General features: G+C 72.5%; 19 protein-coding genes and 2 pseudogenes. 13 read left to right on the top strand and 8 right to left on the bottom strand.

Annotation, left to right across the window (positions count from 1 at the left end; translation table 11 throughout):
- Positions 1 to 4 precede the first annotated feature (4 nt).
- Genes SGA01_RS18965 through SGA01_RS18955 form a run of 3 tightly spaced genes read right to left on the bottom strand, consistent with a single transcriptional unit; the run spans position 5 to position 4,238 of the window.
- Positions 5 to 1,831: a condensation domain-containing protein gene (locus tag SGA01_RS18965; RefSeq protein WP_141297654.1), complete on the bottom strand. Its 1,827-nt coding sequence runs from the start codon at positions 1,829 to 1,831 to the stop codon at positions 5 to 7.
- The gene (locus SGA01_RS18960) at positions 1,825 to 3,147 is read right to left on the bottom strand and encodes a DUF6271 family protein (protein WP_141297653.1); all 1,323 of its coding nucleotides are present in this window, start codon (positions 3,145 to 3,147) and stop codon (positions 1,825 to 1,827) included. Before SGA01_RS18960 ends, SGA01_RS18965 begins: the two co-directional genes overlap by 7 nt.
- Positions 3,129 to 4,238 carry a phytanoyl-CoA dioxygenase family protein gene (locus SGA01_RS18955; RefSeq protein ID WP_141297652.1) on the bottom strand — a complete coding sequence of 370 codons (1,110 nt, stop codon included), beginning with the start codon at positions 4,236 to 4,238 and terminating at the stop codon, positions 3,129 to 3,131. The genes SGA01_RS18960 and SGA01_RS18955 overlap by 19 nt, the downstream gene beginning before the upstream one ends.
- Positions 4,239 to 4,661: 423 nt before the next feature.
- Here SGA01_RS18955 and SGA01_RS18950 point away from each other — a divergent pair, with 423 nt between their 5' ends.
- Together SGA01_RS18950 and SGA01_RS18945 are read left to right on the top strand one after the other, a co-directional pair.
- Complete coding sequence (locus SGA01_RS18950) at positions 4,662 to 5,519, top strand: class-II aminoacyl-tRNA synthetase family protein (protein ID WP_141297651.1); 858 nt, start codon at positions 4,662 to 4,664, stop codon at positions 5,517 to 5,519.
- Between the two features lie 42 nt (positions 5,520 to 5,561).
- Positions 5,562 to 5,825 carry a hypothetical protein gene (locus tag SGA01_RS18945; RefSeq protein WP_055639894.1) on the top strand — a complete coding sequence of 88 codons (264 nt, stop codon included), beginning with the start codon at positions 5,562 to 5,564 and terminating at the stop codon, positions 5,823 to 5,825.
- A gap of 634 nt (positions 5,826 to 6,459) precedes the next feature.
- Here SGA01_RS18945 and SGA01_RS42925 read toward each other — a convergent pair.
- Positions 6,460 to 7,194, bottom strand: coding sequence for a hypothetical protein (locus SGA01_RS42925; protein ID WP_141297650.1), 735 nt, complete (start codon positions 7,192 to 7,194; stop codon positions 6,460 to 6,462).
- Positions 7,195 to 7,462: 268 nt separating this feature from the next.
- Between SGA01_RS42925 and SGA01_RS18930 the strand changes: the two genes are divergently transcribed.
- From SGA01_RS18930 to SGA01_RS18895, 8 genes are all read left to right on the top strand, one after another.
- Complete coding sequence (locus SGA01_RS18930) at positions 7,463 to 8,545, top strand: AI-2E family transporter (RefSeq protein ID WP_141297649.1); 1,083 nt, start codon at positions 7,463 to 7,465, stop codon at positions 8,543 to 8,545.
- Between the two features lie 252 nt (positions 8,546 to 8,797).
- On the top strand, positions 8,798 to 9,001 hold the full coding sequence (locus SGA01_RS18925; RefSeq protein WP_024760785.1) for a cold-shock protein: 204 nt from the start codon (positions 8,798 to 8,800) through the stop codon (positions 8,999 to 9,001).
- Positions 9,002 to 9,283: 282 nt separating this feature from the next.
- Positions 9,284 to 10,720: a DEAD/DEAH box helicase gene (locus SGA01_RS18920; RefSeq protein WP_141297648.1), complete on the top strand. Its 1,437-nt coding sequence runs from the start codon at positions 9,284 to 9,286 to the stop codon at positions 10,718 to 10,720.
- 161 nt (positions 10,721 to 10,881) lie between these two features.
- Positions 10,882 to 12,189 carry a hypothetical protein gene (locus SGA01_RS18915; protein WP_229918445.1) on the top strand — a complete coding sequence of 436 codons (1,308 nt, stop codon included), beginning with the start codon at positions 10,882 to 10,884 and terminating at the stop codon, positions 12,187 to 12,189.
- Between the two features lie 52 nt (positions 12,190 to 12,241).
- Positions 12,242 to 12,913 carry a 4'-phosphopantetheinyl transferase family protein gene (locus SGA01_RS18910; protein WP_141297646.1) on the top strand — a complete coding sequence of 224 codons (672 nt, stop codon included), beginning with the start codon at positions 12,242 to 12,244 and terminating at the stop codon, positions 12,911 to 12,913.
- A 159-nt stretch (positions 12,914 to 13,072) separates the two neighbouring features.
- Positions 13,073 to 14,815: a tetratricopeptide repeat protein gene (locus SGA01_RS18905; protein WP_141297645.1), complete on the top strand. Its 1,743-nt coding sequence runs from the start codon at positions 13,073 to 13,075 to the stop codon at positions 14,813 to 14,815.
- Between the two features lie 45 nt (positions 14,816 to 14,860).
- Positions 14,861 to 15,301 (top strand): hypothetical protein, encoded by a 441-nt coding sequence (locus SGA01_RS18900; RefSeq protein ID WP_141297644.1) that lies wholly within the window; start codon positions 14,861 to 14,863, stop codon positions 15,299 to 15,301.
- A gap of 88 nt (positions 15,302 to 15,389) precedes the next feature.
- Positions 15,390 to 15,875, top strand: a complete 486-nt coding sequence (locus SGA01_RS18895; RefSeq protein WP_141297643.1) for an SAM-dependent methyltransferase — start codon at positions 15,390 to 15,392, stop codon at positions 15,873 to 15,875.
- A 177-nt stretch (positions 15,876 to 16,052) separates the two neighbouring features.
- On the opposite strand, the gene SGA01_RS18890 is transcribed toward SGA01_RS18895, so the two are convergent.
- A complete protein-coding gene (locus SGA01_RS18890; RefSeq protein ID WP_141297642.1) occupies positions 16,053 to 16,457 on the bottom strand; it encodes a putative type II toxin-antitoxin system PemK/MazF family toxin in 405 nt (134 codons plus the stop codon).
- A 109-nt stretch (positions 16,458 to 16,566) separates the two neighbouring features.
- Here SGA01_RS18890 and SGA01_RS43085 point away from each other — a divergent pair.
- The 3 genes and pseudogenes from SGA01_RS43085 to SGA01_RS18875 form a co-directional block, all read left to right on the top strand.
- Positions 16,567 to 16,745, top strand: a pseudogene (locus SGA01_RS43085) (IS701 family transposase); the annotation flags it as partial.
- Positions 16,746 to 16,975: 230 nt separating this feature from the next.
- Positions 16,976 to 17,653 (top strand): annotated as a pseudogene (locus SGA01_RS18880) (response regulator transcription factor); the annotation flags it as partial.
- Positions 17,654 to 17,681: 28 nt separating this feature from the next.
- A complete protein-coding gene (locus tag SGA01_RS18875) occupies positions 17,682 to 19,133 on the top strand; it encodes a sensor histidine kinase (protein WP_141297641.1) in 1,452 nt (483 codons plus the stop codon).
- Here SGA01_RS18875 and SGA01_RS18870 read toward each other — a convergent pair.
- From SGA01_RS18870 to SGA01_RS18865, 3 genes are all read right to left on the bottom strand, one after another.
- A complete protein-coding gene (locus tag SGA01_RS18870; RefSeq protein WP_371866064.1) occupies positions 19,096 to 19,434 on the bottom strand; it encodes an SgcJ/EcaC family oxidoreductase in 339 nt (112 codons plus the stop codon). The genes SGA01_RS18875 and SGA01_RS18870 overlap by 38 nt on opposite strands.
- Positions 19,431 to 19,604, bottom strand: a complete 174-nt coding sequence (locus SGA01_RS42920) for a hypothetical protein (protein ID WP_371866059.1) — start codon at positions 19,602 to 19,604, stop codon at positions 19,431 to 19,433. The genes SGA01_RS18870 and SGA01_RS42920 overlap by 4 nt, the downstream gene beginning before the upstream one ends.
- 149 nt (positions 19,605 to 19,753) lie before the next feature.
- Positions 19,754 to 20,665 carry a nitroreductase/quinone reductase family protein gene (locus SGA01_RS18865; RefSeq protein ID WP_141297640.1) on the bottom strand — a complete coding sequence of 304 codons (912 nt, stop codon included), beginning with the start codon at positions 20,663 to 20,665 and terminating at the stop codon, positions 19,754 to 19,756.
- Between the last annotated feature and the right edge of the window lie 199 nt (positions 20,666 to 20,864).

Below are 20,864 nucleotides of genomic sequence, written 5' to 3'. Positions count from 1 at the left end.
CATGTCACATCCGCCGGTCCCGGCCGGTCCCTTCCGAGAGAATCTGCTGCCGGAGCCAGGCGCCGCTCAGGTCGGCCTCCGCCGGCGGGTTCTGGACGATCACGTACCGGCGGGGGGCCAGGAGTTCGGGACGGCCAGGGAGGACGTCCATGAACGCGGCGTGCGCCGCGGCCGGCGTCAGCGGGGCGCCCCCGGCGGCGATGTACGCCGTGAGGGCCCGCGCGGCCTCCCCTTCCGGCGACCCGTCGCCGTGCGGGGGATCCGTCGTGACGTGTACGGGTACGCCGTCGAGGGCCCGGCTCAGGGCCTCCGCCACGGCGAGCGGCGAGACCCAGGAGCCGTCCACGCGCTCCCAGCCCGGGCCGCGCTCGACCGGCCGGACCCCGGTCACCTCGGTGAGCGCGTCCAGCGGCACGTCCCCGGTGGCGGCCGCCTCCAGGAGGCGCACCAGGCCGACGACGAAGCCCTCGGCCTGCTCCCGGGTGAACAGGGCGGGGTCCGCCCACACGCCGAGGCGCAGCAGCGGGTCCGTCTCGTGGACGAAGGTCAGGACGCGCGTGGGCAGCACCTGCTCCTCGCCCCAACTGAGCTCCAGCTCAGGGCCGATGGCGGTCTCGTCGCCGGGGGAGGGCGCGGCCGGATCGTGCGCGGAAGGGAGCGCGGTAGGAAGCGTGGAGGGCAGTGCGGTGGGCAGGGTGCTCACGTCGTTGAAGGCGACGTCGCGGGTGAACCGGCTGCCGCGCTCGAAGGTCGCCCGGTCGATCATCTCCCACAGACTCACCGCGTCGAACCGGCTGTGCCGGTAGGCGTTGAGCGCCGCCCCCCAGGCCTTGCTGAGGAGCACGTCGAAGGACGGGACCCGGACGTCGAGGCAGAGCAGGGCGTCCTGGGAGAGGGTGTTGACCGAGCGGGTCAGCCGGGGCTCGTACCGGTTGGAGGTCGGGACGGCGGTCACGCATTCGGGCTGGCCCGTACGGTGCGCGAGGAGCGCGCACCAGGCCGTGAGCAGCACCGTCGCCGGGAGGCCGCCGGTCCGCTCCGCCACGAGCGCCAGGGCGCGGGCGCCCCGCCGTGACCGGAGGGTGAGCCGCGGCGCGCCGACCTCGGTGCCCTCGGCGCCCGGTTCCGCGAACATCGCCTGCGGCCCGGTGCGGATGATCCGCTCCCAGTACCCCAGCGAGGCCGCGGACTTGCGGAGTCCCTTCGGGGCCGCCTCCTCGGCGGCGAGGTCCAGGGGCGTGAGGGCCGTCTGCGGAGGCAGCGTCCCACCGGACAGCAGCGTGAGCCAGTCCTCCTTGAGGACGGCGAGGGCGCTGATGTCGGTGACGGCATGGCTGGCCGCCATGGCGGCGAAGACCGGCGCGCCGCCGAGGGCGACCAGGGTCACCCGCAGGGGGAAGTCCCGGTCCAGGTGGAAGCGCTCGTCACGGGCCTCGCGCGCCAACGACTCGGCGTAGGCGGCGGGTTCGCCGGGAAGCTCGTCGTGGTCCAGGACGGAGACAGTGAACGTCCCGGCGGCGGCGACGACTTGCTCGCGGGGAGCGGAGCCCGGGGGATGGGGGAAGGTGGTGCGCAGGGCCTCGTGCCGTACCGCGAGGGTGCGCAGTGCGTCGACGGCCTCCCCCGTCCGGGTCCCGGCGGGCACCGGCCACACGTCGTGGATGTTGATGTGCTCGGGCTCGTCCCGCAGGACGCAGCGGATCATGTTGGCCTGCCCCATCGTGACGGGACCCCGGCGCTCCTCGCCGCCCTCGTACGCGACGGTGAGGGTGGCCGTACGGGGGTGTGCGGGGGTGTCCCGGAGCCGCGAGGAGTCTCGCTCACTCACCATGTGCTGCCTTTCACGGACTTCGTGGAGCGGGTCAGGGGGCCCCAGGCGTCGATCAGGAGGGCGAAGTCCTCCATGTCGGCCCGGGCCTCGTCGAGGAGCCGCTCGCGCTCGGCGGCGAGGACGTCGGCGGCCTCGGCGTATCGGCCGCCGAGCTTGCGGTACGAGCGGTCGACGACGTCGAGGCGCTCGGCGTTCTCCACGGGGTCCAGGCGCGTGCTGTCCCTGACGAACCCGGCGACGGAGGCCGCGCGGACACGGCCTTCGGAGTCGAGGAGCTCCGCTCCGGCGGCGGCCATCCGGTCGTACACGGCGTCGAGGTACGGCGTGGACAGGAAGAACTTGGCGAGCCGCCGGTGGTAGGCGAGGAAGCCCGCGTCGGAACGACGCTCGTTCGTATGGAAGTTGACGATGTGGCGGTTGTGGAGGACGCCGGGCAGCCGGGCGTCGTGGACCAGGTGGATGAGGAAGTAGTCGCTGCCGATGGTGTCGGTGGCGGGAGGCAGCGGCACCCGGCCGTAGACCTCGCGGCCGAAGGCGATGTTGCACATGTCCACGCGCGTGGGGCTGACGTTGGTGAGCGTCGAGAGGTCGCGGGTGAAGGGGGTGGTCCCGGCGCCGCGGAACGACTCGGCGATGAGGTTCCTGCGCCAGATCTCCGGATAGCCGTCGGGGACCGAAAGGCCGATGACGTCCTCGTAGACGGCGGGATCGAGCCGGCGGATCTCCTCGACGTCCACGGACATCTCACCGACGAAGGAGCCGCCGACCATGGCCACCGGCCGGTCCGCGCACGCCGGGTCGAGCCTGCTCCGCGACACGAGCCCGGCGACGTCGGCGGGCAGCCGGCCCAGGGACGTCAGCTCGTGGTGGATCGGGAAGACCGGTTCGCCGTCGTCCGGCTGTCCGGAACGGTACTGGTAGCGGCTGTCGGAGTCCCGGCGGTGCACCGAAGCGCAGCCCAGGGCCTCCGCGATCAGGAAGGCACGGTCGGTGCAGGCGCCGTAGGACACGCGGGACGGCAGCAGCAGATCGAGCACCCGCTCGGGCGCGGCGACGCCCGACCGGGCGATCACCTCCCGGAGGAAGGTCCGCTGCTCGGTCTCGTCGAGGTGGTGGACGACCACGCCCGGAACCGGCGGCAGGCCGGCCACGGCCTCCCGGTGCCCGGCGAGCACCGGGGCCTCCGAGGAGTCAAGGACCAGGAGATGCACCTCGACGCCGAACCGGCGGGCGCCGTAGGCGGCCTCCTCGGCGACCGCCCTGATGGTCTCGGAGCAGGCCCGGTTGGTGGGCAGGGTCAGGCAGGCACGGCGCACGCCGGTTCTCCGTCCCCGCTCCGACCGCCGGCCGCGGCCGCGCCGGCGTCGACGGTCTCGTGCCACGAGGTGAGCCCGAGGAGCCGGCTGCCGAGCTCGGTCAGTTCGGCCGTGGGGTAGCGCTTGGACTCGTGCAGCACCGGATCGCCGACGAGGGTGCGGTTCCAGCGGGGGGTGCGCAGGTGCCGCCAGGACTCGACGCGGGAGCGTCGCAGCCTCTCGTGCTCCTCGAGCGCCGGCATCATCGACAGGTACTGGACCGCCCGCACGCCGTTCTCGGAGGCGTTGCGTGCCACGCCATGGGCGAGGAGGCCGTTCCAGATCAGCAGGTCACCGGGGTGGAGATCGGGCCGTTCGACGGGGAACTCGGTCCGGTCCACGGCGGGACGCAGCGGGTCCCGGCCGGCAGGCTGGGCGACCCTCCACTCCTCGAACCGCCGGAACAGCTCCGGGTCGCACTGGAATCCGCCCGTCTCGGGCCGGGTGTCGTTGAGCGCGATGATCCCCTGCACCCGCTGCGGCGGGACGCCGAGCGTGGTGTCGATGTCCCAGTGCAGCTCGATGTCGAAGCCCCGGTCCGTGGGCTCGATCAGAGCGCGGTCACGGTTCCCGACGTTGGGCGGATTGAGGTTGAGCCGGTCCAGCGTGACCCACAGCTCCTCGCAGTCCCACACGTCGACGAAGGCGTCGTAGACGCGCTGCGACTGGCGGCTGTTCCACAGCAGTTGGTGGTGGTACGCCTCGACGAATCCGTACACGTGCAGCTGCTGGTCCAGCTCGGAGCGGAACGGCCGGTCCTCGTACCAGCTCTCCGGCCGGTCCGGGTCGAGGCCCTGGAACTCCCAGGTGAAGTCGAGGAGTCGCCGGGCGTCCTCCGCCGGGACGGCCTCCCGGACGATGACGTACCCGTACGTCTGCCAATGGGCGAAGTCCTCCTCGGACAGCACCCGCAGGGGGCGGGACTTCTTCAGCTCCCGCAAGGTGGTCTGGGCGAGATAGGACTCGCCGTCCGCGCTGAAGTACGGAAGGTCCGACGCCGCTCTGTGCAGACGGGGGCGGCGTGAGCGGCCGTGGGGAGCGGGGGTCGTCATGTGGTCCCTCCAGGACGGGTCAGGGCCGAGGACGGTCGCTGCCGATTACGCAGCAGCATTGGTTTAGACCATAGCTCCTGTCAAGCGTCGGCCGGATATGCACAGTTGACTTGTCCGGAAGATCGAAACGAACACTCGGCGACCCGCGCCGACCCGCCAGCTGTGGTCTAGACAATGTGCGGAGAGCTGTCCTAGGGTCCATGGCGCGGCTCCGATCACAGGGGCCCCTTCGCAGGCCGTGGTCCCCGGTGGGGCACGGCCGGGCGCACCGCCGCGCCCGGTCGACGGCGACCGCGTTCCCGGACGTTCGGACCGGACCGACCGAACCGATCCGGCCAGCACCGCACTCACGCCGTGGATCGTCGCCCTGCCCACCCGCCTACGCCCCCGACTGTTCGCACACGCTGAGAGGGAGCGGATTCCATGAGTACAACCAGCAGCACGGCCCTGCCGGACGGCGGCCTGAAGAACCCCGGTCCGGGTCTGCTCACGCTCGACCCGGTCCACACCGCCCTGCTGCACGGCCTCGACGCCCTGCTGACCGGCCTGGCCGCCCGCCTCTCCGCCCCCGAAGTGGTCGGACCGCCCCTGCTGTCCGTCGAGGGCCTCGCCCGGCTGGACTACTTCCGCAACTTCCCCCATCTCGGCGTCTCGGCCGGGCGGTTCACCCCCGAGGCGCTCGACGGCCTGGCGGCCGGCGAGGATCCGGGGGAGCTGCCGCTGCGGCCCACCGGGCACCTGCTCCCCTCGGCCACCTGCTACGGCCTGCTGCTCTCCCTGGAGGGCCGGGACGTCGGCGAGGACGGGCTGCGGCTCTCCGCGACCGGCCGCTGCTTCCGCAACGAGACCCACTACGACGGCCTGCGGCGCCTGTGGGGCTTCCACATGCGCGAGGTCCTGTACCTCGGCACCAAGCAAGGAGCGGTCGAACACCTGGAGAAGGGGGCCGAGTTCGTCCGGGAACTGGCCGGACTCCTGGGTCTCGAACTGACCCGGGCCACGGCCGACGACCCCTTCTACGACCGGGGCGGCTCCCGGGCCCGTCTCATGGCGCTCGACCCCGTCAAGCACGAGTTCAGCGCTCCCGACGGCACGGCCATCGCCTCCGTGAACCGGCACCGCAACTTCTTCGGCGAGCGGCTGGACATCCGGGCCGGCGCCGAGGGACCGGCGTACAGCGCCTGCGTCGCCTTCGGCGTCGAACGCTGGGTGCACGCGATGATCCTCGCCCACGGCACCCCCGAGCAGGCCCTCGTCCGCCTCCGCGCCGCCCGGTCCTGACACCCCACCGAACCCGCACAGCAACAAGGAGTGACCCGCACCATGGAACGCATCGCCGAGTGGCTCCACGAGAAGAACCCCGGCCTCGACGGCCCCATCGACGTCGACGAGGACCTCATCGAGGCCCGGCTCATCGACTCGATGGACTTCCTGGAGTTCATCGACCTCCTGGAGGAGATCTCCGGCGACACCATCGACCTCCAGGAAGTCACCATCGACGACTTCCGCACGCTCAGCCGCGTGGAACGACGCTTCCTGACCCCCTCCGGAGCGGCCGCGGCCCCCGGTCCCGCCACCACCGGCTGACCGGCTCGACCATGACCGGCGACGGCCGTACGGCACTGGCGGCCGTCGCGACCACCGGCGAAGTCCTGGCCCACCCCCGGCTGCACGAGGGGCTGCTCGCACCCTGGGAGCTGCGTCGGCTCGCGGCGATACGCGTGCCGAGCCGCCGGGACGACGTCCTGGCCGCACGGCTGCTGCTGCGGCTCTGCGTCGCCCGGTTCACCGGAAGGTCACCGGAGGAGTCGGCCCCCGCCCAGTACTGCGCCGAGTGCGGCCGCCCCGGCCACGGCCGCCCGTACCTCCCCGACCACCCCGGCGTGGGCGTCAGTCTGAGCCACGCCGACGGCCTCGCCGCGGCGGCCGTCGGACCCGGTGCCGTGGGCGTCGACGTGGAACCCGCCACCCGCAGACCGGGCCCCGTGTCCGTCATGGGACGGGTCCTTCCCGAGGCCGCCGTCCGCGAGGCCGCCGAGGCCCCGGACCCGGGCACGGCCCTGCTCCGCCTGTGGGTCCGCGCGGAAGCCTTGCTGAAGGCCGGCGACGACGATCTCCGGCTCCTCGCATGGACGGACCCGCACCGCTCGGCCGTGGCGGCGGTGGCCTGCGCCGCCCCGGTCACGGTCTTCGCCGTCGGACCGAGGCCCCGGCCCGCGGATCAGGGGGCCGTCGGGCCCCACGCGGTGATCAGGCCGTCCAGCCACGCCGGCGGCAGCTCGGCGGCGTCCCACTCCTCGTGGAGTGCCGCCGGCGCGGCGGCGAGCCGTTCCAGCACGGCGACGCTGGTGGGGGAGTGCACGAGCGAGTAACGCCCGTGGATCGCGATGGCGCTGCCGGGACCGTACTCCGTGTACAGCCGCTCCAGACGCGCGTGATGGGTCGTGGCGAACTCCGTCAGCCGTCCCGGGTACCCGGCGCGCTGCCGGGGGCTCATCGTGCCGAGGACGGCGGTGAGCACCTGCTCGGTCGCGTCGGGGTCGAGGTCGGAGACGGCGGTGTACGAGAGGTAGAGCGGCGTGATCGCGACCTTCGCCCGCTCCATCTCCGCCCGGCCGACGGGAGAACGGTCGTCCGGCGAGGACACCGTCGGATCGGGGGCGAGGGCGTGGCGCAGGGTGCGTTCGGCGATGTCCGCGAGCTCGTCGGCGGCAGCACGGGCGGCGTCGCGCCAGCCGGCCTCGTAGCGCTCGCCGTTCCCTTCCGGCGCGGCCCGGCCGCTCTCGCCGATCTCGGTGTGGGCGAGGGCGAGGGCACCGGCCTCCACGAGCCCGATCAGCTCCTCGGCGTCCCCGGACCAGACCCCGGCCCTGGCCAGGAGCTGGAGGAGCGTCGTCTTCGCGTTGAGGACGCTCGCCGCGTCCAGCTGCTGCCGTCCGTCGTCCGCGGCGTTCATGGGCTCCTCCTCACGCGGCGCGGGACACCCGCCCCGTACCGGACACTAGCAGCGGACGATCACTCGAACACGAGACCCGGGAGCATGCCCCGCCGCCCCGGACGGGGGCGCGTTCGCGCGCGGGAGCGGGCGGTTCTTCAGGACGCCCGCGAGGAAGACCGGCGTGTCGGCCGCCGCGGCGGACGGTGAGGTGTGCCCGCCCCGGCTGACCGGGCGAATGTCGGGCCGGCGGCGTGGCCCGGAGCGCCCCCGGTGGTACCTCGTCGCCATGCAGCCAGGCACAGCACCGCCGGTGACCCCTTTCCTCCGCACGGCCGCCGCGTACGCGTGGCGGCTGCTGATCGTCGGCCTGCTCGTCTACAGCCTGTTCGCCGTCCTCGGCCGTTTCCACGAGATCGGCGTCGCCGTCTTCCTCGGCCTGGTGATCACCGCGCTGCTGCGCCCGGTCGCCGACGTCGTCGCCAAGGGCCTGCCCCGGCCCCTGGCCGTCGCCCTCACCCTGCTCGGCGGCATCGCGCTCGTCCTCGGGGTGCTCACGCTGGTCGGCGAGGCCGTCGCGGGGGAGCGGACGACGCTCGTGCGCGAGTTCAGGGACGGTGTCGACCGGATCGAGGACTGGCTGGTGCGGCCGCCGTTCAGGCTGCACCCGGAGGCCCTCACCGACCTCCAGGCGAGGATCGGGCAGTTCCTGTCCAGCCACCGGTCCGCCCTGGTGAGCGAGGCGGTCAGCGGCGCCGGCCATGTGGTGGCCGTCTTCACGACACTGGCCCTGGCCGTGTTCTCCGCGGTGTTCTTCATCCACGCGGGCGACCGGCAGTGGGCCTGGTTCCAGGGGCAGCTGCCGAGCTCGGTGCAGGGCCGGGTGGGGATCGCGGGGCGCGCGGCCTGGCGGACCTTCACCGGCTACACGCACGGGATCGTGCTGGTGGCCGCCACGAACGCGGTCCTGGTCGGCCTCGCGCTCTGGCTCCTCGGCGTCCCGCTGGCCGTCCCGCTCGCCCTCCTGGAGTTCGTCGCCGCCTTCGTCCCCCTGATCGGCTCGCCCGTCGCCCTCGCCGTCGCCGCCGTGGTGGCGCTCGCCTCGCAGGGCCCCGTGGTGGCGGCGATCGTGGTCGCCCTGATCGTGGTGATGGGCCAGATCGAGGGGCACGTGCTGCACCCGCTCGTCATGAGCTGGGCCGTACGGCTCCACCCCTTGGTGGTGGCCATCTCGGTCATCGCGGGCTCGATCGCGGCCGGCATCGTGGGCGCGGTGGTCGCCGTGCCGCTGGTGTCGGTGGTCTGGTCGGTCCACACGGCGCTGCGCGAGGCGCGCGAGACGGCGCGGGAGGGGGCCACAGAGGCTCTGTGACGGGCTTCCGGAGGGCCGGGCCGACGCGAAAACCGAAGAAGTTCGGTGTCAAAGAGCTCTCCGGCCCATTCCGTGATACAGTAGTTATCAGTTGCAGTTGTGGTTCCCATAGACTTCAAGTGCTTAGGTGGGTTCACCCCCGCCAGAGCACTTTTTGTGTTTTCGGTGCTTTTTCCGGACGGGGCAATCATCGCGGCGACGCCGGGATTCACGCAGTGTGAATTCCGGGTAATGCCTCGAAGGAGATATCGCATGGCTACCGGCACCGTTAAGTGGTTCAACTCGGAAAAGGGCTTCGGCTTCATCGAGCAGGAGGGTGGCGGCCCCGACGTCTTCGCCCACTACTCGAACATCGCGTCCTCCGGCTTCCGTGAGCTGCAGGAGGGCCAGAAGGTGAACTTCGACGTCACGCAGGGCCAGAAGGGCCCGCAGGCGGAGAACATCACCCCCGCCTAAGCTTGACGCGCTTGACGTAGCCGGTGCCCCCCACCCCCAGGGTGGGGGGCACCGGTTGTCGCGTTTTACCGGGCCTGAAGCCCGCGGGCCGCAGGCCGCCGCCCGCCGGGTCCCCGGCATTCCCACACCGGATGCCGTGACGTGGTACCGCATCGCACGGATGTGCCCGGATCCGTACAGGTACTGTTCTCGGCCCGTTCCTGCAATTCCTCCGGCACATTCACGCCGTGGATTCCTTGATACGCGCCGCATCACCGCATCGACGCATCGAGGAAGGCACTCATGAACCGCCAGGACCGCACGAACGACACCCGCCGCCCCGCCCCCTCCAAGGGGGAGTTCGCGCTGCCGGCCACCGTCACCCCGGCCCTGCCCCCCGCGGACACCTTCGGCGCCATGGAGCTCCCCGCCGAGGTGCTGCGGACGCTGACCGACCTCGGCGTCACCACGCCGTTCCCGATCCAGTCCGCGACCCTGCCGAACGCCCTCGCGGGCCGCGACGTCCTCGGCCGCGCGCGCACCGGATCCGGCAAGACGCTCGCCTTCGGCCTCGCGCTCCTCAGCCGTCTCGCCGGCCGGCGCGCCGACGCCAAGAGGCCCCTGGCCCTGGTCCTCGTCCCCACCCGCGAGCTCGCCCAGCAGGTCGGCGACGCGCTCGAGCCGTACGCGAAGGCCCTGAAGCTGCGGACCGCCACCGTCTTCGGCGGTGTGTCGATCAACCGGCAGGTCGTCGCGCTCCGGGAGGGCGTCGAGCTCCTCGTCGCGACCCCGGGCCGCCTCATGGACCTCGTCGAGCGCCGCGACTGCCACCTCGACCAGGTAAGGATCACCGTCCTCGACGAGGCCGACCAGATGGCCGACCTGGGCTTCATGCCCCAGGTCACCGAGCTGCTCGACCAGATGCGCCCCGGCGGACAGCACCTGCTCTTCTCGGCCACGCTCGACCACAACGTCGACCTGCTGGTCCGCACCTACCTCAGCGACCCGGTGGTCCACTCCGTCGACCCCTCGGCCGGCGCCGTCACGGAGATGGAACACCACGTCCTCCAGGTCCACGGACCCGACAAGTACGCCACCGCCACCGAGATCGCCGCCCGCGACGGGCGCGTGCTGATGTTCCTCGACACCAAGGCCGCCGTCGACCGGTTCACCCGCCACCTCCTCGGCAGCGGCGTCCGCGCGGCGGCGCTCCACGGCGGCAAGTCGCAGCCGCAGCGGATCCACACCCTGGAGCGGTTCAGGACCGGCGTCATCACCGTCCTCGTGGCGACGAACGTCGCGGCCCGCGGCATCCACATCGAGGACCTCGACCTCGTCGTCAACGTCGACCCGCCCGCCGACCACAAGGACTACCTGCACCGCGGCGGACGCACCGCGCGGGCCGGCGAGTCCGGCAGCGTCGTCACCCTGGTCACGCAGGACCAGCGCAAGGACGTCGCACGCCTCATGGCCGACGCGGGCATCCGGCCGAAGATCACCCAGGTCCGCTCGGGCGAGGCCGAACTGAGCCGGATCACCGGCGCCAAGACCCCCTCCGGCGTCGCCATCGGAGGCAACGCGCCCGTCACCCCGGAGCGCTCCCCGCGCGGCGCGGCCTTCCGGGGCATCGGCACCGTCCCCGGGAAGTCCGGCCGCGCCAAGAACGAGTCCCGCCGCTCCGCCGAGGCCCGCAAGCAGGCCGAGGCCCGCCAGGCCGCCCGGATCCGGCGCGGCGCCTGACATCCGGCGCGGCGCCCGGGTTTCGGCGGCGGGGCGCCCAACACGCCCCGCCCCGACGGGTCCTGCGCATCGGAACGCTCTTGATTCCGCGCCGGAGTCGTGATCGTATGTCCCGTCTGTTTCATGATCATGAATATGGGGGGCAACGAATGACCGGGAACATGGACCGACGGTCGCTGATACGCGGGATGGCCACGGCCGGCGCGGGCGCGGCGGGCGTCATGGCGCTGGGCGGCAGCCCGGCGTACGCCGCCGGCGGGGGCGACGACCCGTACAGCGTCGACGTCATCAGCAAGGGCGCCGACCCGACGGGCGCCACCGCGAGCGACGCCGCCTTCCGCGCCGCCGCCGCCGAGGTGCTCGCCTCCTTCCAGCCCGACCCGATCTCGGGAGCCGTCCCGAAGAAGGTGCTGGTCATCCCGCCGGGCACCTACCTGCTGACCCAGCCCGACTCGCTCCTGCCCAACGTGAACGGCGAGGGCGGCGGAGGCATCGTCGACGGCATCTCGATCACCGGCTACGGCAAGCGGCTGTCCCGCATCGTGTACGCGCCGACCGCGAACGACACCACGCTGTGGACCAACTACCAGCGCTACAAGAACATCCGGATCTCCGGGCTGACCTTCACCAGCGAGAACGCCACGTCGAGCTTCTGCTACGCCTACTCCTCGGCCGCCTACGGCGTCCAGGACACCTGGTACACCGACGTGGAGTGGCGCGGCGCCTGGAAGCGCGGCATCGGCCTCGACGGCCCGGCCACCACCTCCAACCTGAACAGCGAGATGGGCTGGGACCGTTGCCAGGTCGGCGGCTCCTACTCCGACGCGTTCCTCGTCATGGGGATGACCCCGGCCGCGACCCAGCAGGACCAGTTCCTCAACTACTGGTTCCGCGACTGCAAGGTCGAGTACCAGTCCGGCGTGTTCGTGAAGAACAACCGCGGCGGCTCGATGAACTTCATCGGCGGCTCGTACATCCTCACGGACGCCGCTTCCAACGGCACGTTCTTCCAGCTCGGTTCGGACGCGCCGACCCGGGCCGACTCCACGATGCGCCTGTACGCCCAGGGCATCCGGTTCGAGCTGCGCGGCCTCGGCCACAAGGTCATCGACTCCCGCTGGTACAAGGGCAGCATCAGCTTCGTGTCCTGCGACGACACCGCGCTGAGCTTCAAGTCCTGGGCGCCGGACGCCGTGACGCACACGTACGCGTTCAACGCCAACGGCGACCGCGGCCCGACGGTCCGCTACACCGACTGCGCGCTCATGGGCTCGCACCAGGTCGCCACCGGCTCCGCCGCCACCACCGCCGGTAAGCTCCTCTACGACGGATGCCGATTCATCGACATGACGTCCGCGACCGGCGCCACCGGCTTCCTCCGGTGGACCGGGTCGGCCGCGCCCCGGTACGACATCCGCGACTGCCTCGGCGGCGCGACCTACGTCGCGGACGTGAAGAACCCGGCCTGACGGTCCGGTCCCGGCACCACCCCGTGATCACCCCGTACGCGGAGGGAACACCATGATCGGCGAGCTCGTGCCCGGATCGGTCGCCACGGCGTGGCGTCTCGACGACTCCGAACCGGTCACGCTCTTCCCCGAGGAGACGGCGCTCGTCGCCAACTCGGTCGAGCGGCGGCAGCAGGAGTTCGCCACCGTCCGGCTCTGCGCGCGGCGTGCGCTGGCCCGGTTCGGGGTGCCCGAGGGCCCCCTGACGCCGGGCCCGCGCGGGGAGCCGCGGTGGCCGGCGGGCATCACGGGAAGCATGACCCACTGCGAGGGCTACCGGGCCGCCGCGGTGGCCAGGGCGGCGGACGTCGTGTCGCTCGGCATAGACGCCGAGCCGGCCGGGCCCCTGCCGGACGGCGTCCTCGGGGTGGTGTCACTGCCCGAGGAACGCCGTCACCTGGCCGCCCTGGAGGCCCGGAAGCCGGGGGTCTCCTGGGGCAAGCTCCTCTTCAGTGCCAAGGAGAGCGTCTTCAAGACCTGGTACCCGCTGACCGGGCGGGAGTTGGACTTCGACGAGGCGGTGCTCGAGTTCACCCCGGAGGACGGGGAAGGCGACACGGGTACCTTCGACGCCCGGCTGCTCGTACCCGGGCCGGTGGTCGGGGGAGCTCCGCGCGAGCACTTCACCGGGCGCTGGATCGCCCGGGGCGGACTGGTGATCACGGCGATCGTCCTGACGGGCTGACGGGCTGACGGGCTGACGGGCTGGCTAGCTGACCGGCCGACTGTTGATCCGCCGGCCCGGTCGGGCGGGTAACCCGCCCTGGCCGCCGCTCGGTTCATCAGGAATTCACGGGCGTCGGGGATCGTTGCTCTCCCATCCTTCCGGACAAGGGGGAGCGTCATGCCGTACGGGGACGGGGAGGCACCGGAGACCGGTGCGGGGACGGACGCGACGGCCGAGGCGGAGCGGACCGTCGCCGCGCTACGGCGTGCGGCGGCCACCGATCCCGCTGGCCGGCTTCCCGAACTCGCCTACGCCCTCCTGGCGTTGGGGTCCCTGCTCGCCGGTGACCCGGACCGCCACGAGGAGTCGATCGGCGTCCTGGGCGAGGCGGCCAGGGTCTACCGCGGGCTGGCCGGCGACGGGACGGATGCTGCTCTCGTCGGCCTCGCCGTCGCCTCGCACCGGCAGGGCCTCAGCCTCGGCGTCGTGGGACGGCGCGAGGAGGCGCGCGCGGTCGCGCTCGAAGCCGTCGGGCTCTGGCGCCGGATCGTGGAGCGGCGCATCGAAGGGGCGCGTGCCGAACTGGCCGCCGCCCTGGTGAACCTCGGCAACCAGCTCGCCGAGACGGGACGCCACCACGAGGCCCTCGACCGGATCACCGAAGCCGTGGAGATACGGCGCTCACTCGTCGACCCGGCGAGCGGAGCGGGCCGCAAGGAGCTCGCCTCCGCCCTCGGGGACCTCGGCATCAAACTGGGGGAGATGGGCCGTCAGACCGAGGCCCTCGACGCGCTGCGGGCGGCGGTCGGCACGTACCGCGAGAGCGGGGCCGTGGGCCTGGGAAGCGTGGATGGGGCGCGGGCCACGGGGGAGCTCGCGGAGCACGCGGCGGTCGCCTTCGCGGCCGCCCGCACGCTCACCGGCCTCGGGCGCACCCGGGAGGCCCAGCCCTACTTCGAGGAAGTGGCGGCGCTCCGCGCCGAGCTCACCGCACGCGAGCCCAGGGCCGTCGAGTTCCTCGACCACCTTCTCGCGGGCCATGGCTACCGGGTCACCCGGGAGGGCGGGATCCGGCGGGAAGGAGCCGAGGGAGTCGATCCGCTCGGCGAGATCGACCGGCTGAACGCGCGCGGTCTGGCCCTGGCGGATTCCGGCCGCGTGGACCTCGCGGCGGACAGCCTCGCCGAGGCCGTCGCCCTCGGCCGCGCGGCAGCCGCCGACGGCGGCATCGGAAGCGTCGTCGCCCTGGCCCGGACGCTGCACAACCTCGGTCTCGTACGGGCCTGGGCCGGCCGCCGCGCGGAGGCGCTGGAGGCCGCGGACGAGGCCGTCCACCTCTGCCGGCGCCACCTCTTCGCCGCACCGGACGCCGTCCGTCCCCTCCTCGCCGAGGCCGCGGACAGCCTGGGGAGCCGGCTCGCGGTCCTCGGCCGCCACCGCGACGCCGTCGCGCCCGCCACGGAGGCCGTGGCGCTCTACCGGCAGCTCGCCCACACGGACCCGGAGGCGTACGAGGGCGAGCTGGCCCGGGCGATGAACAACCTCGGCATCCGGCTCACCGACAGCGACCGGCACGAGGAGGCGCTCGCCGTCACGGAACAGGCGGTCGACCTCCAGCGGCGCCTGCACCGGCGCGACCCGGAGACGCACTTCGCCGGCCTCGTCCACGCCCTGTCCAACCTCGCGCTGCGGCTGGCCCGCGTCGATCGGTCCGACGAGGTCGTGCGCCCCACGGCAGAGGCCGTCCGGCTGCTCAGGTGCCTGGACCGGGTCCACCCGAGCAACGACGTCGCCGCTCTCGCCGAATCCCTGGCCTGGCTCGCCTGGTACCTGCGGAAGCGGGGCCACCGTGAAGCCGCCCGGGACACGGCGCGCGCGGCGGAGGACCTGCGCCGCCGCGCGCCGAGGCCGGGGAGGTGACGGTCGGGGGGAACCGCGCGGTGGCGGCCGGCGTCCGTACCCGACATGAGCGGTGGGGACCGGCCGGAGAAGGCCGAGGGCGAAGCGTCCGACGAGAGCGACGAGCGGGGCGAACACGCCGAGCACGACGAGAGCGACGAGAGCGACGAGGACGACGAGCTGCTGCTGAGCAGCGCCGGCTGCGTGCTCGCCCTCGCCGGGGTCCTGGCGGCTGCCGCCTACGCGGTGCCCCGGGCCGAGTACAGCTACGACGGCGGTTTCGAGGGGCAGGACACCGACTGGACCGTGATCCTCGTCGAACTGCCGCTGATCCTCCTCGGCGGCTTCGCCCTCCCGCCCCTGACCTGGGCGGCGGCCACCCGGTACCTGCGCCCCTGGGCGGCGGCGCTCGTCTGCGTGGCGGTCGTCGCGCTCGGACTCTGGGGTCTCGACGCGGTCTGGCATCCGCAGCAGGGCCCCGGTCCGGGGTACGAGCGGGGGATCTGAAGGTCCCGCAACAGCCCGTCGCCGAGGGGAGTACGGTCGTGATCACGTACGGACGAGGGCCGTCCCCCGGCGAGGAGCGAGGAAGCGCATGGCACAGGAGCAGAGCACGTCGGCGACGGTCGTCGTCCACCCGGTGGGGCACGTCGTCGGCGGGCGGGACGAGGTGCGCGACGACGAGTGGGGCGACGTCGAGTCGGTGGTCCGACTGGACGCGGAGGCCTTCGGCCCCGAGGCGCTGGCCGGTCTCGACGCCTTCTCGCACCTGGAGGTCGTCTACCACTTCGACCGGGTGCGGCCCGACGCGGTCCAGACCGGGGCCCGCCACCCGCGCGGCAACACGGAGTGGCCGCTGGTCGGGATCTTCGCCCAGCGCGGCAAGAACCGCCCCAACCGCCTCGGCGTCTCGCGCTGCCGGCTGATCCGCACCGACGGCCTGGACCTCCATGTGCGGGGCCTGGACGCCGTCGACGGCACGCCCGTACTCGACATCAAGCCGTACATGGCCGAGTTCGGCCCCCAAGGGCCGACCACCCAGCCCGCGTGGGCCGACGAGATCATGAGCCGCTACTACTGAGCGCGGGCCGCTTCCTTCGCGGTCCTCCGGTGGTGAACCGACATGCGGAACTCGAACTAGTACTCCAGCCGTAGATCGTGATCTCGGTGGTGAGGGGCGCCGAGGGGGCAGGTGGCCAGCGTCGATCATCTCGCCCGAGATCGCCCACGCCGTCGCGGGCGTCGGCTCCTTCTTCGTCTACCCGAGTTCACCGAGACGGAGGGCATCCCTTATCTCGCTGAGCTTCGCGGTCGTGGCCGGGGTCCGCTCCTGCGCTTGTTCAGCGAGTCGGAGGGCGTCGTCGATCTCGCTGAGCTTCACGGAGGACAGGACGGCCGCCCGCTCTATCAGGTCGTCCCGGGACACAGTGGTCAGCCACGTGCACGGGGTGAGGCCTGGACGCGGGAATGCGAGCCGCAGCACGCCTTCGAACGGCAGTCCTTCGCCGGCGCCGACCGTCACTTCGATGCCCAGACCGCTGATGTCGACGCCCGCCGGAGCGACGACCTGCATCACCCGGATCCCGGACGTGTCGTCTCCCGACAGCAGAACGACCAGCCTCCGCTCGTCGAACTGGACCCACCAGACTTCGCCACGTTGCACAAGTCCTCCAGACACATGACGGCAGGCCGACGCTGCGCGACCCTGACGCGCTGTGGAGACGGGTGCGACCACTGTTGATCATCGGCGTGTGAAGACTGAAGATCATGCGGTGACCGCAGGTCACAGCGTAGACCCTGCCCGCTGGCAGGAGGCGTTCGAGGGCCTGATGGCCGGATCGCGGGCCGGTTCGCACGGGTCGAACCCCGGCGTCGGGTCGGGCGGTTGGTGCTCAGGCTGCTGTCGGACCTGCCGCGCAAGAACTGCTGGACCATCGCGGAGTGGACCGGCTACGTCCTCGCGGTGGGCTGCACGCACGAAGTCACCACAGGCGCCGGGAAGTTCTGTGCGGACACGCTGGCCAGGAAGGTGCCCAAGAGGGCCTGTGGCCCGGTCCACCGGCTTGGCTGGTCCGACTGGCGACGCCGCCACCAGGCCCGATCCCAGACCAGCCACTACCTCCGGCAAGCCGCTCGAACGTGAAGATCACGATTTACTGCTGGAGCACTAGGGTTTCTCCTGTGCGTGTACTGCTGGTGGAAGACGACGAGCCGATCGCGGAGTCCCTGCGGCGCGGGTTGCTGCGCTACGGGTTCGAGGTGGAGTGGGTGACCACGGGAGCCGCCGGGCTCGCCGTCACCACCCCGTACGACCTCGTCCTCCTCGATCTCGGCCTGCCCGACACCGACGGTCTCGACGTCTGCCGGGCCCTGCGGCTGCGGGGCGACGTGCCGATCATCGTGATCAGCGCGCGCAGCGACGAGACGGACCGGGTCGGCGGCCTGGAGATCGGGGCCGACGACTACGTGTCCAAGCCCTTCGGGGTGCGCGAGGTGATCGCCCGGATCCGGGCCGTGCTGCGACGGGCGCGGCCCGAGAACCGGCCGTCCGGGCCGCAGAGTTACGGCGCGCGGCTGAGCCTCGACCGCAAGGCCGGCCGGGTGCGGCTGGACGGCGCCGAGGTGGCGCTGACGCCGAAGGAGTACGACCTGCTGGCCTTCCTCGCGGAGGAACCGGGCGCGCTGATGTCCCGCGAGCAGATCATGGAGGCCGTCTGGGACGCCAACTGGTTCGGGCCGACCAAGACGCTGGACGTCCATGTGGCGGGACTGCGCCGGAAATTGGCCGGGGCCGTCGCCATCGAGGCGGTGCGCGGGGTGGGATTCCGGCTGGTCGTCGCGCCGGACGGGACGGGTGACGGCCCCGCGGCGCCCCGGAGGACGGCGCGTGATCAAACGGCTGATCGTCAGCTATGTCGCGCTCGTCGCCGTCGCGCTCGCCGCCTTCACCGTGCCGGTCGCCTTCACGCTCACCGCCCAACTCCGGGGCGAAACCGAGGAGTCCGTACGGCGCGAGGCGACCACGATGGCGCTGCTGCTCGGCGACGGGGACGAGCCCGCCCGGCAGGCCCTCGCCCGGATGGCGGGGGCGTACGCGGACGAGACACCGGGGACGGTGGAGGTGGTGGCCGCCGACGGCAGGAGCGCGGTGCCTCCGCTGCCGCTGCCCGCGAGCCCGGCCGGCGACCGGGCGATCGGCGACGCCCTGCGGCGCGGGGTGACCACCGTCGACTGGGGCTCCCGGCTCGTCTGGGGGCCGGAGCTGGTGCTCACCGTGCCCGTGTACGAGGGCCGGCACGCGGCGCGGGGTCCTGCGGGGGAGGAGGAGCGGATCGTGGGCGCCGTGCGCATCCGTTACGCGACCGCCGACCTGACGGACCGGCTCTGGCGGATCTGGGGCTTCCGGGCGATCCTCGCGATCGGCGTGCTCGCGGTCGCGGCCGGCCTCGGCGCCGTCGTGGCCCGGCTGCTGACCAAACCGCTGCGCCAACTCAACGACATGGCCAGCCGGTTCGGGGACAGTGATCTGACGGCCCGCTCACCCGTCACGGGACCGAGGGAGACGCGGACGCTCAACCAGGGCGCCGAACGCCTCGACACCCTGGTCGCCTCGCAGCGCATCTTCGTCGCGGACGCCTCGCACCAGCTGCGTACCCCGCTGACCGCGCTGCGGCTCGCGCTCGACAACATCGCCGACGGCGTCGACGACGACTTCGTCCGGGAGGACGTCGACCAGGCGACCGCCGAGGTCGTCCGGATGAGCCGGCTCGTCAGTGGTCTGCTGGTGCTTGCCAGGGCCGAGGCCAAGGTGGCCGCTCCCGAGCCGCTCGCCCTGCGCGAACTCGTCGAGGACCGGCTGAACGTGTGGCGGCCGGCCGCCGACGAGCGTGGGGTGACGATCGCCTTCACCGGGACGGCCGAGGAGGGGCCCCGGGTGCTCGCCGGGCCCGGCAACCTGGACCAGGTCCTCGACAACATCCTCTCCAACGCCCTGGAGGTCTCCCCCGACCGGGGGACGATCACCGTCCGGGTGGAGGCCTGCGGTCCGGAGGAGGCGGTCCTCGAGGTCCTCGAGGTCCTCGACCAGGGCCCCGGTATGTCCGCCGCCGAACAGGCCCGCGCCTTCGACCGGTTCTGGCGCGGCCAGGGCCTGACCGGCCGCACGGGCTCAGGCCTGGGCCTGGCCATCGTCAAGCAACTCGTGACGGACGACGGCGGCCGGGTCGCGCTTCGGGACGCGCCCGGCGGCGGCCTGTGCGTACGGATCGGGCTGCGGACGGCGGCCGAGGGGCCGCGGCGGATCAGCTCTCGGCCGGGACCACCGAGGAGTGGTGGTTGACGATCAGCCACCGGCCGTCGCGCTTCTCGTACTGGTAGGTGTAGCGGGCGTCGACCGCCTTGGTGACGCCCGTTCGCGGGTCGGTGAGGTGGAAGCGGTAGAGCCCGGCGTCGAGCGCCGAGTTCCGGTCGAGGACGTGTATCACGGAGCGCAGCTTCTCGCCCCGCGGCTTCTTCTGGAGGAAGTGCGCGAAGTAGTCGGTGATCTCCTCGTGGTTGGTACGGATCCGGGGGGAGGCGGTCGGCAGCAGCACGGCGTCCTCGGCGTACCGGGCGGCGACCTTCTTCGGGTCACCGGTCAGGAGCGCCGCGTTCCACTGGTCGAAGAGCCGGCGATCTCCCGCTCACCGCCCCGGCCGCGCTGCTTGTCGTCGTTCTCCCCGGCCACGCCGACCCCGGCGGCGAAGGTGCCGAGCGTCGCCACGGCGAGCGAGGCGGCGAGGGCGGCGCGGATACGGGACTTGCGTGTCATCGGGGCTCCTGCTGCGAGAGGACGTCACCCGAACGCGGACCGGTTCGGGTGGTGTCACTCTCGCGGCGGGCGGTCCAACACCCGTACAGCGGACGGCAAGAGTCCGGACAAGACTCGGGAAAGACCGATCCGCCGACGTGCGGGTCGGATCAGGTGGCGGGGCCGGCGGGCGGGAAGGGGATCTCCTTGAGGAGTGGCAGCAGCGTCTCCTCCTCGAAGGCGAGGTGAGCCGTGAGCTCCGTCGACATCCGCTCCAGTTCGCCGCGGAACGCTTCGGGGTCCGCGCCGGCGATGTCGGTGAGATGCCCGCTCAGCTCCCGCTGGAGGCGGGCGACGGTGCGGTGTTCGGCGCGGAGCCGCTCGAAGACGTCGGCGAGGTGCGGGTGATGGGCCTCGATGCCGGGGAACAGATGGGCGTCCTCGCTCGTGTGGTGGAACTCCAGCGACTGGCAGAACGCGAGGCACCGCTGCCGGATCTGGAGCCCGAGCCCCGGCGCCGGCGGCTCGCCCGGGCCCCGGTGCGCCGCCCGCGCGGCGAAGTGCGTCTCGACCTCCTCCCGTACGCGTCCCAACTGGCCGCGGAGCCAGACGTGGACCTCCATCAGCTTGTCGGCGAGGTTCGCGACCTCGGAGGGGCCCTCGTCCGCCGAGGTCGTATCGGGCTCCAGGACCACGACCGGCAGCACGCGCGCGGTGCTGCGCTGGTACTCGCCGTAGCCGGGCTCCTTGCTCACCACGTGTGCGAACAGCCGGTCCCGGCGCGCGCCTTCGGCCGGGACGGCGAGCGCCTCGAACTCCTCGGCGCCGAGCTCCACCCGGACCTGCGGGTGGGCCATCAGGTTGTGGAACCAGTCGGGGTGCCGGTCGGACCCGAGATTCGATCCGACGACCATCAGCAGATCGCCGTGGCGGACGTACCCGAGGGGCACGGTGCGCTGAACGCCGGAATGCGCGCCGGTGGTGGTGAGGAGCAGCAGGTCGCCGCCCTCGAAGTAGCCGCCGACCTTGCCGCTGTTCGCGCGGAACTCGTCGATGACGGACTGGTTGAAGGATGTGGGCATGATGAGGCGATCTCCGTGAAGGGCGTGAGAGCCCTGGGTGTGCCGTGAGAGCGCGCGTCGGAGGCGGCCGGTCACGGTGGCGGAACGGACGAGTGCCTCGCGCGGGAATGCCGCGCGCGAGCGCACTGGGTCGGGTGGTCGCCCGACTGCCGGCCGGCCCACTGCTCTTTGGCCGACGCCACGCGCCACGATCCGATTA

This window comes from Streptomyces gardneri, from assembly GCF_006539185.1.
GTDB classification, from domain to species: Bacteria; Actinomycetota; Actinomycetes; order Streptomycetales; family Streptomycetaceae; genus Streptomyces; species Streptomyces gardneri.
The sequence above is the reverse complement of the archived record's forward strand: the minus strand, read 5'-3'. Positions and strand labels throughout refer to the sequence as shown.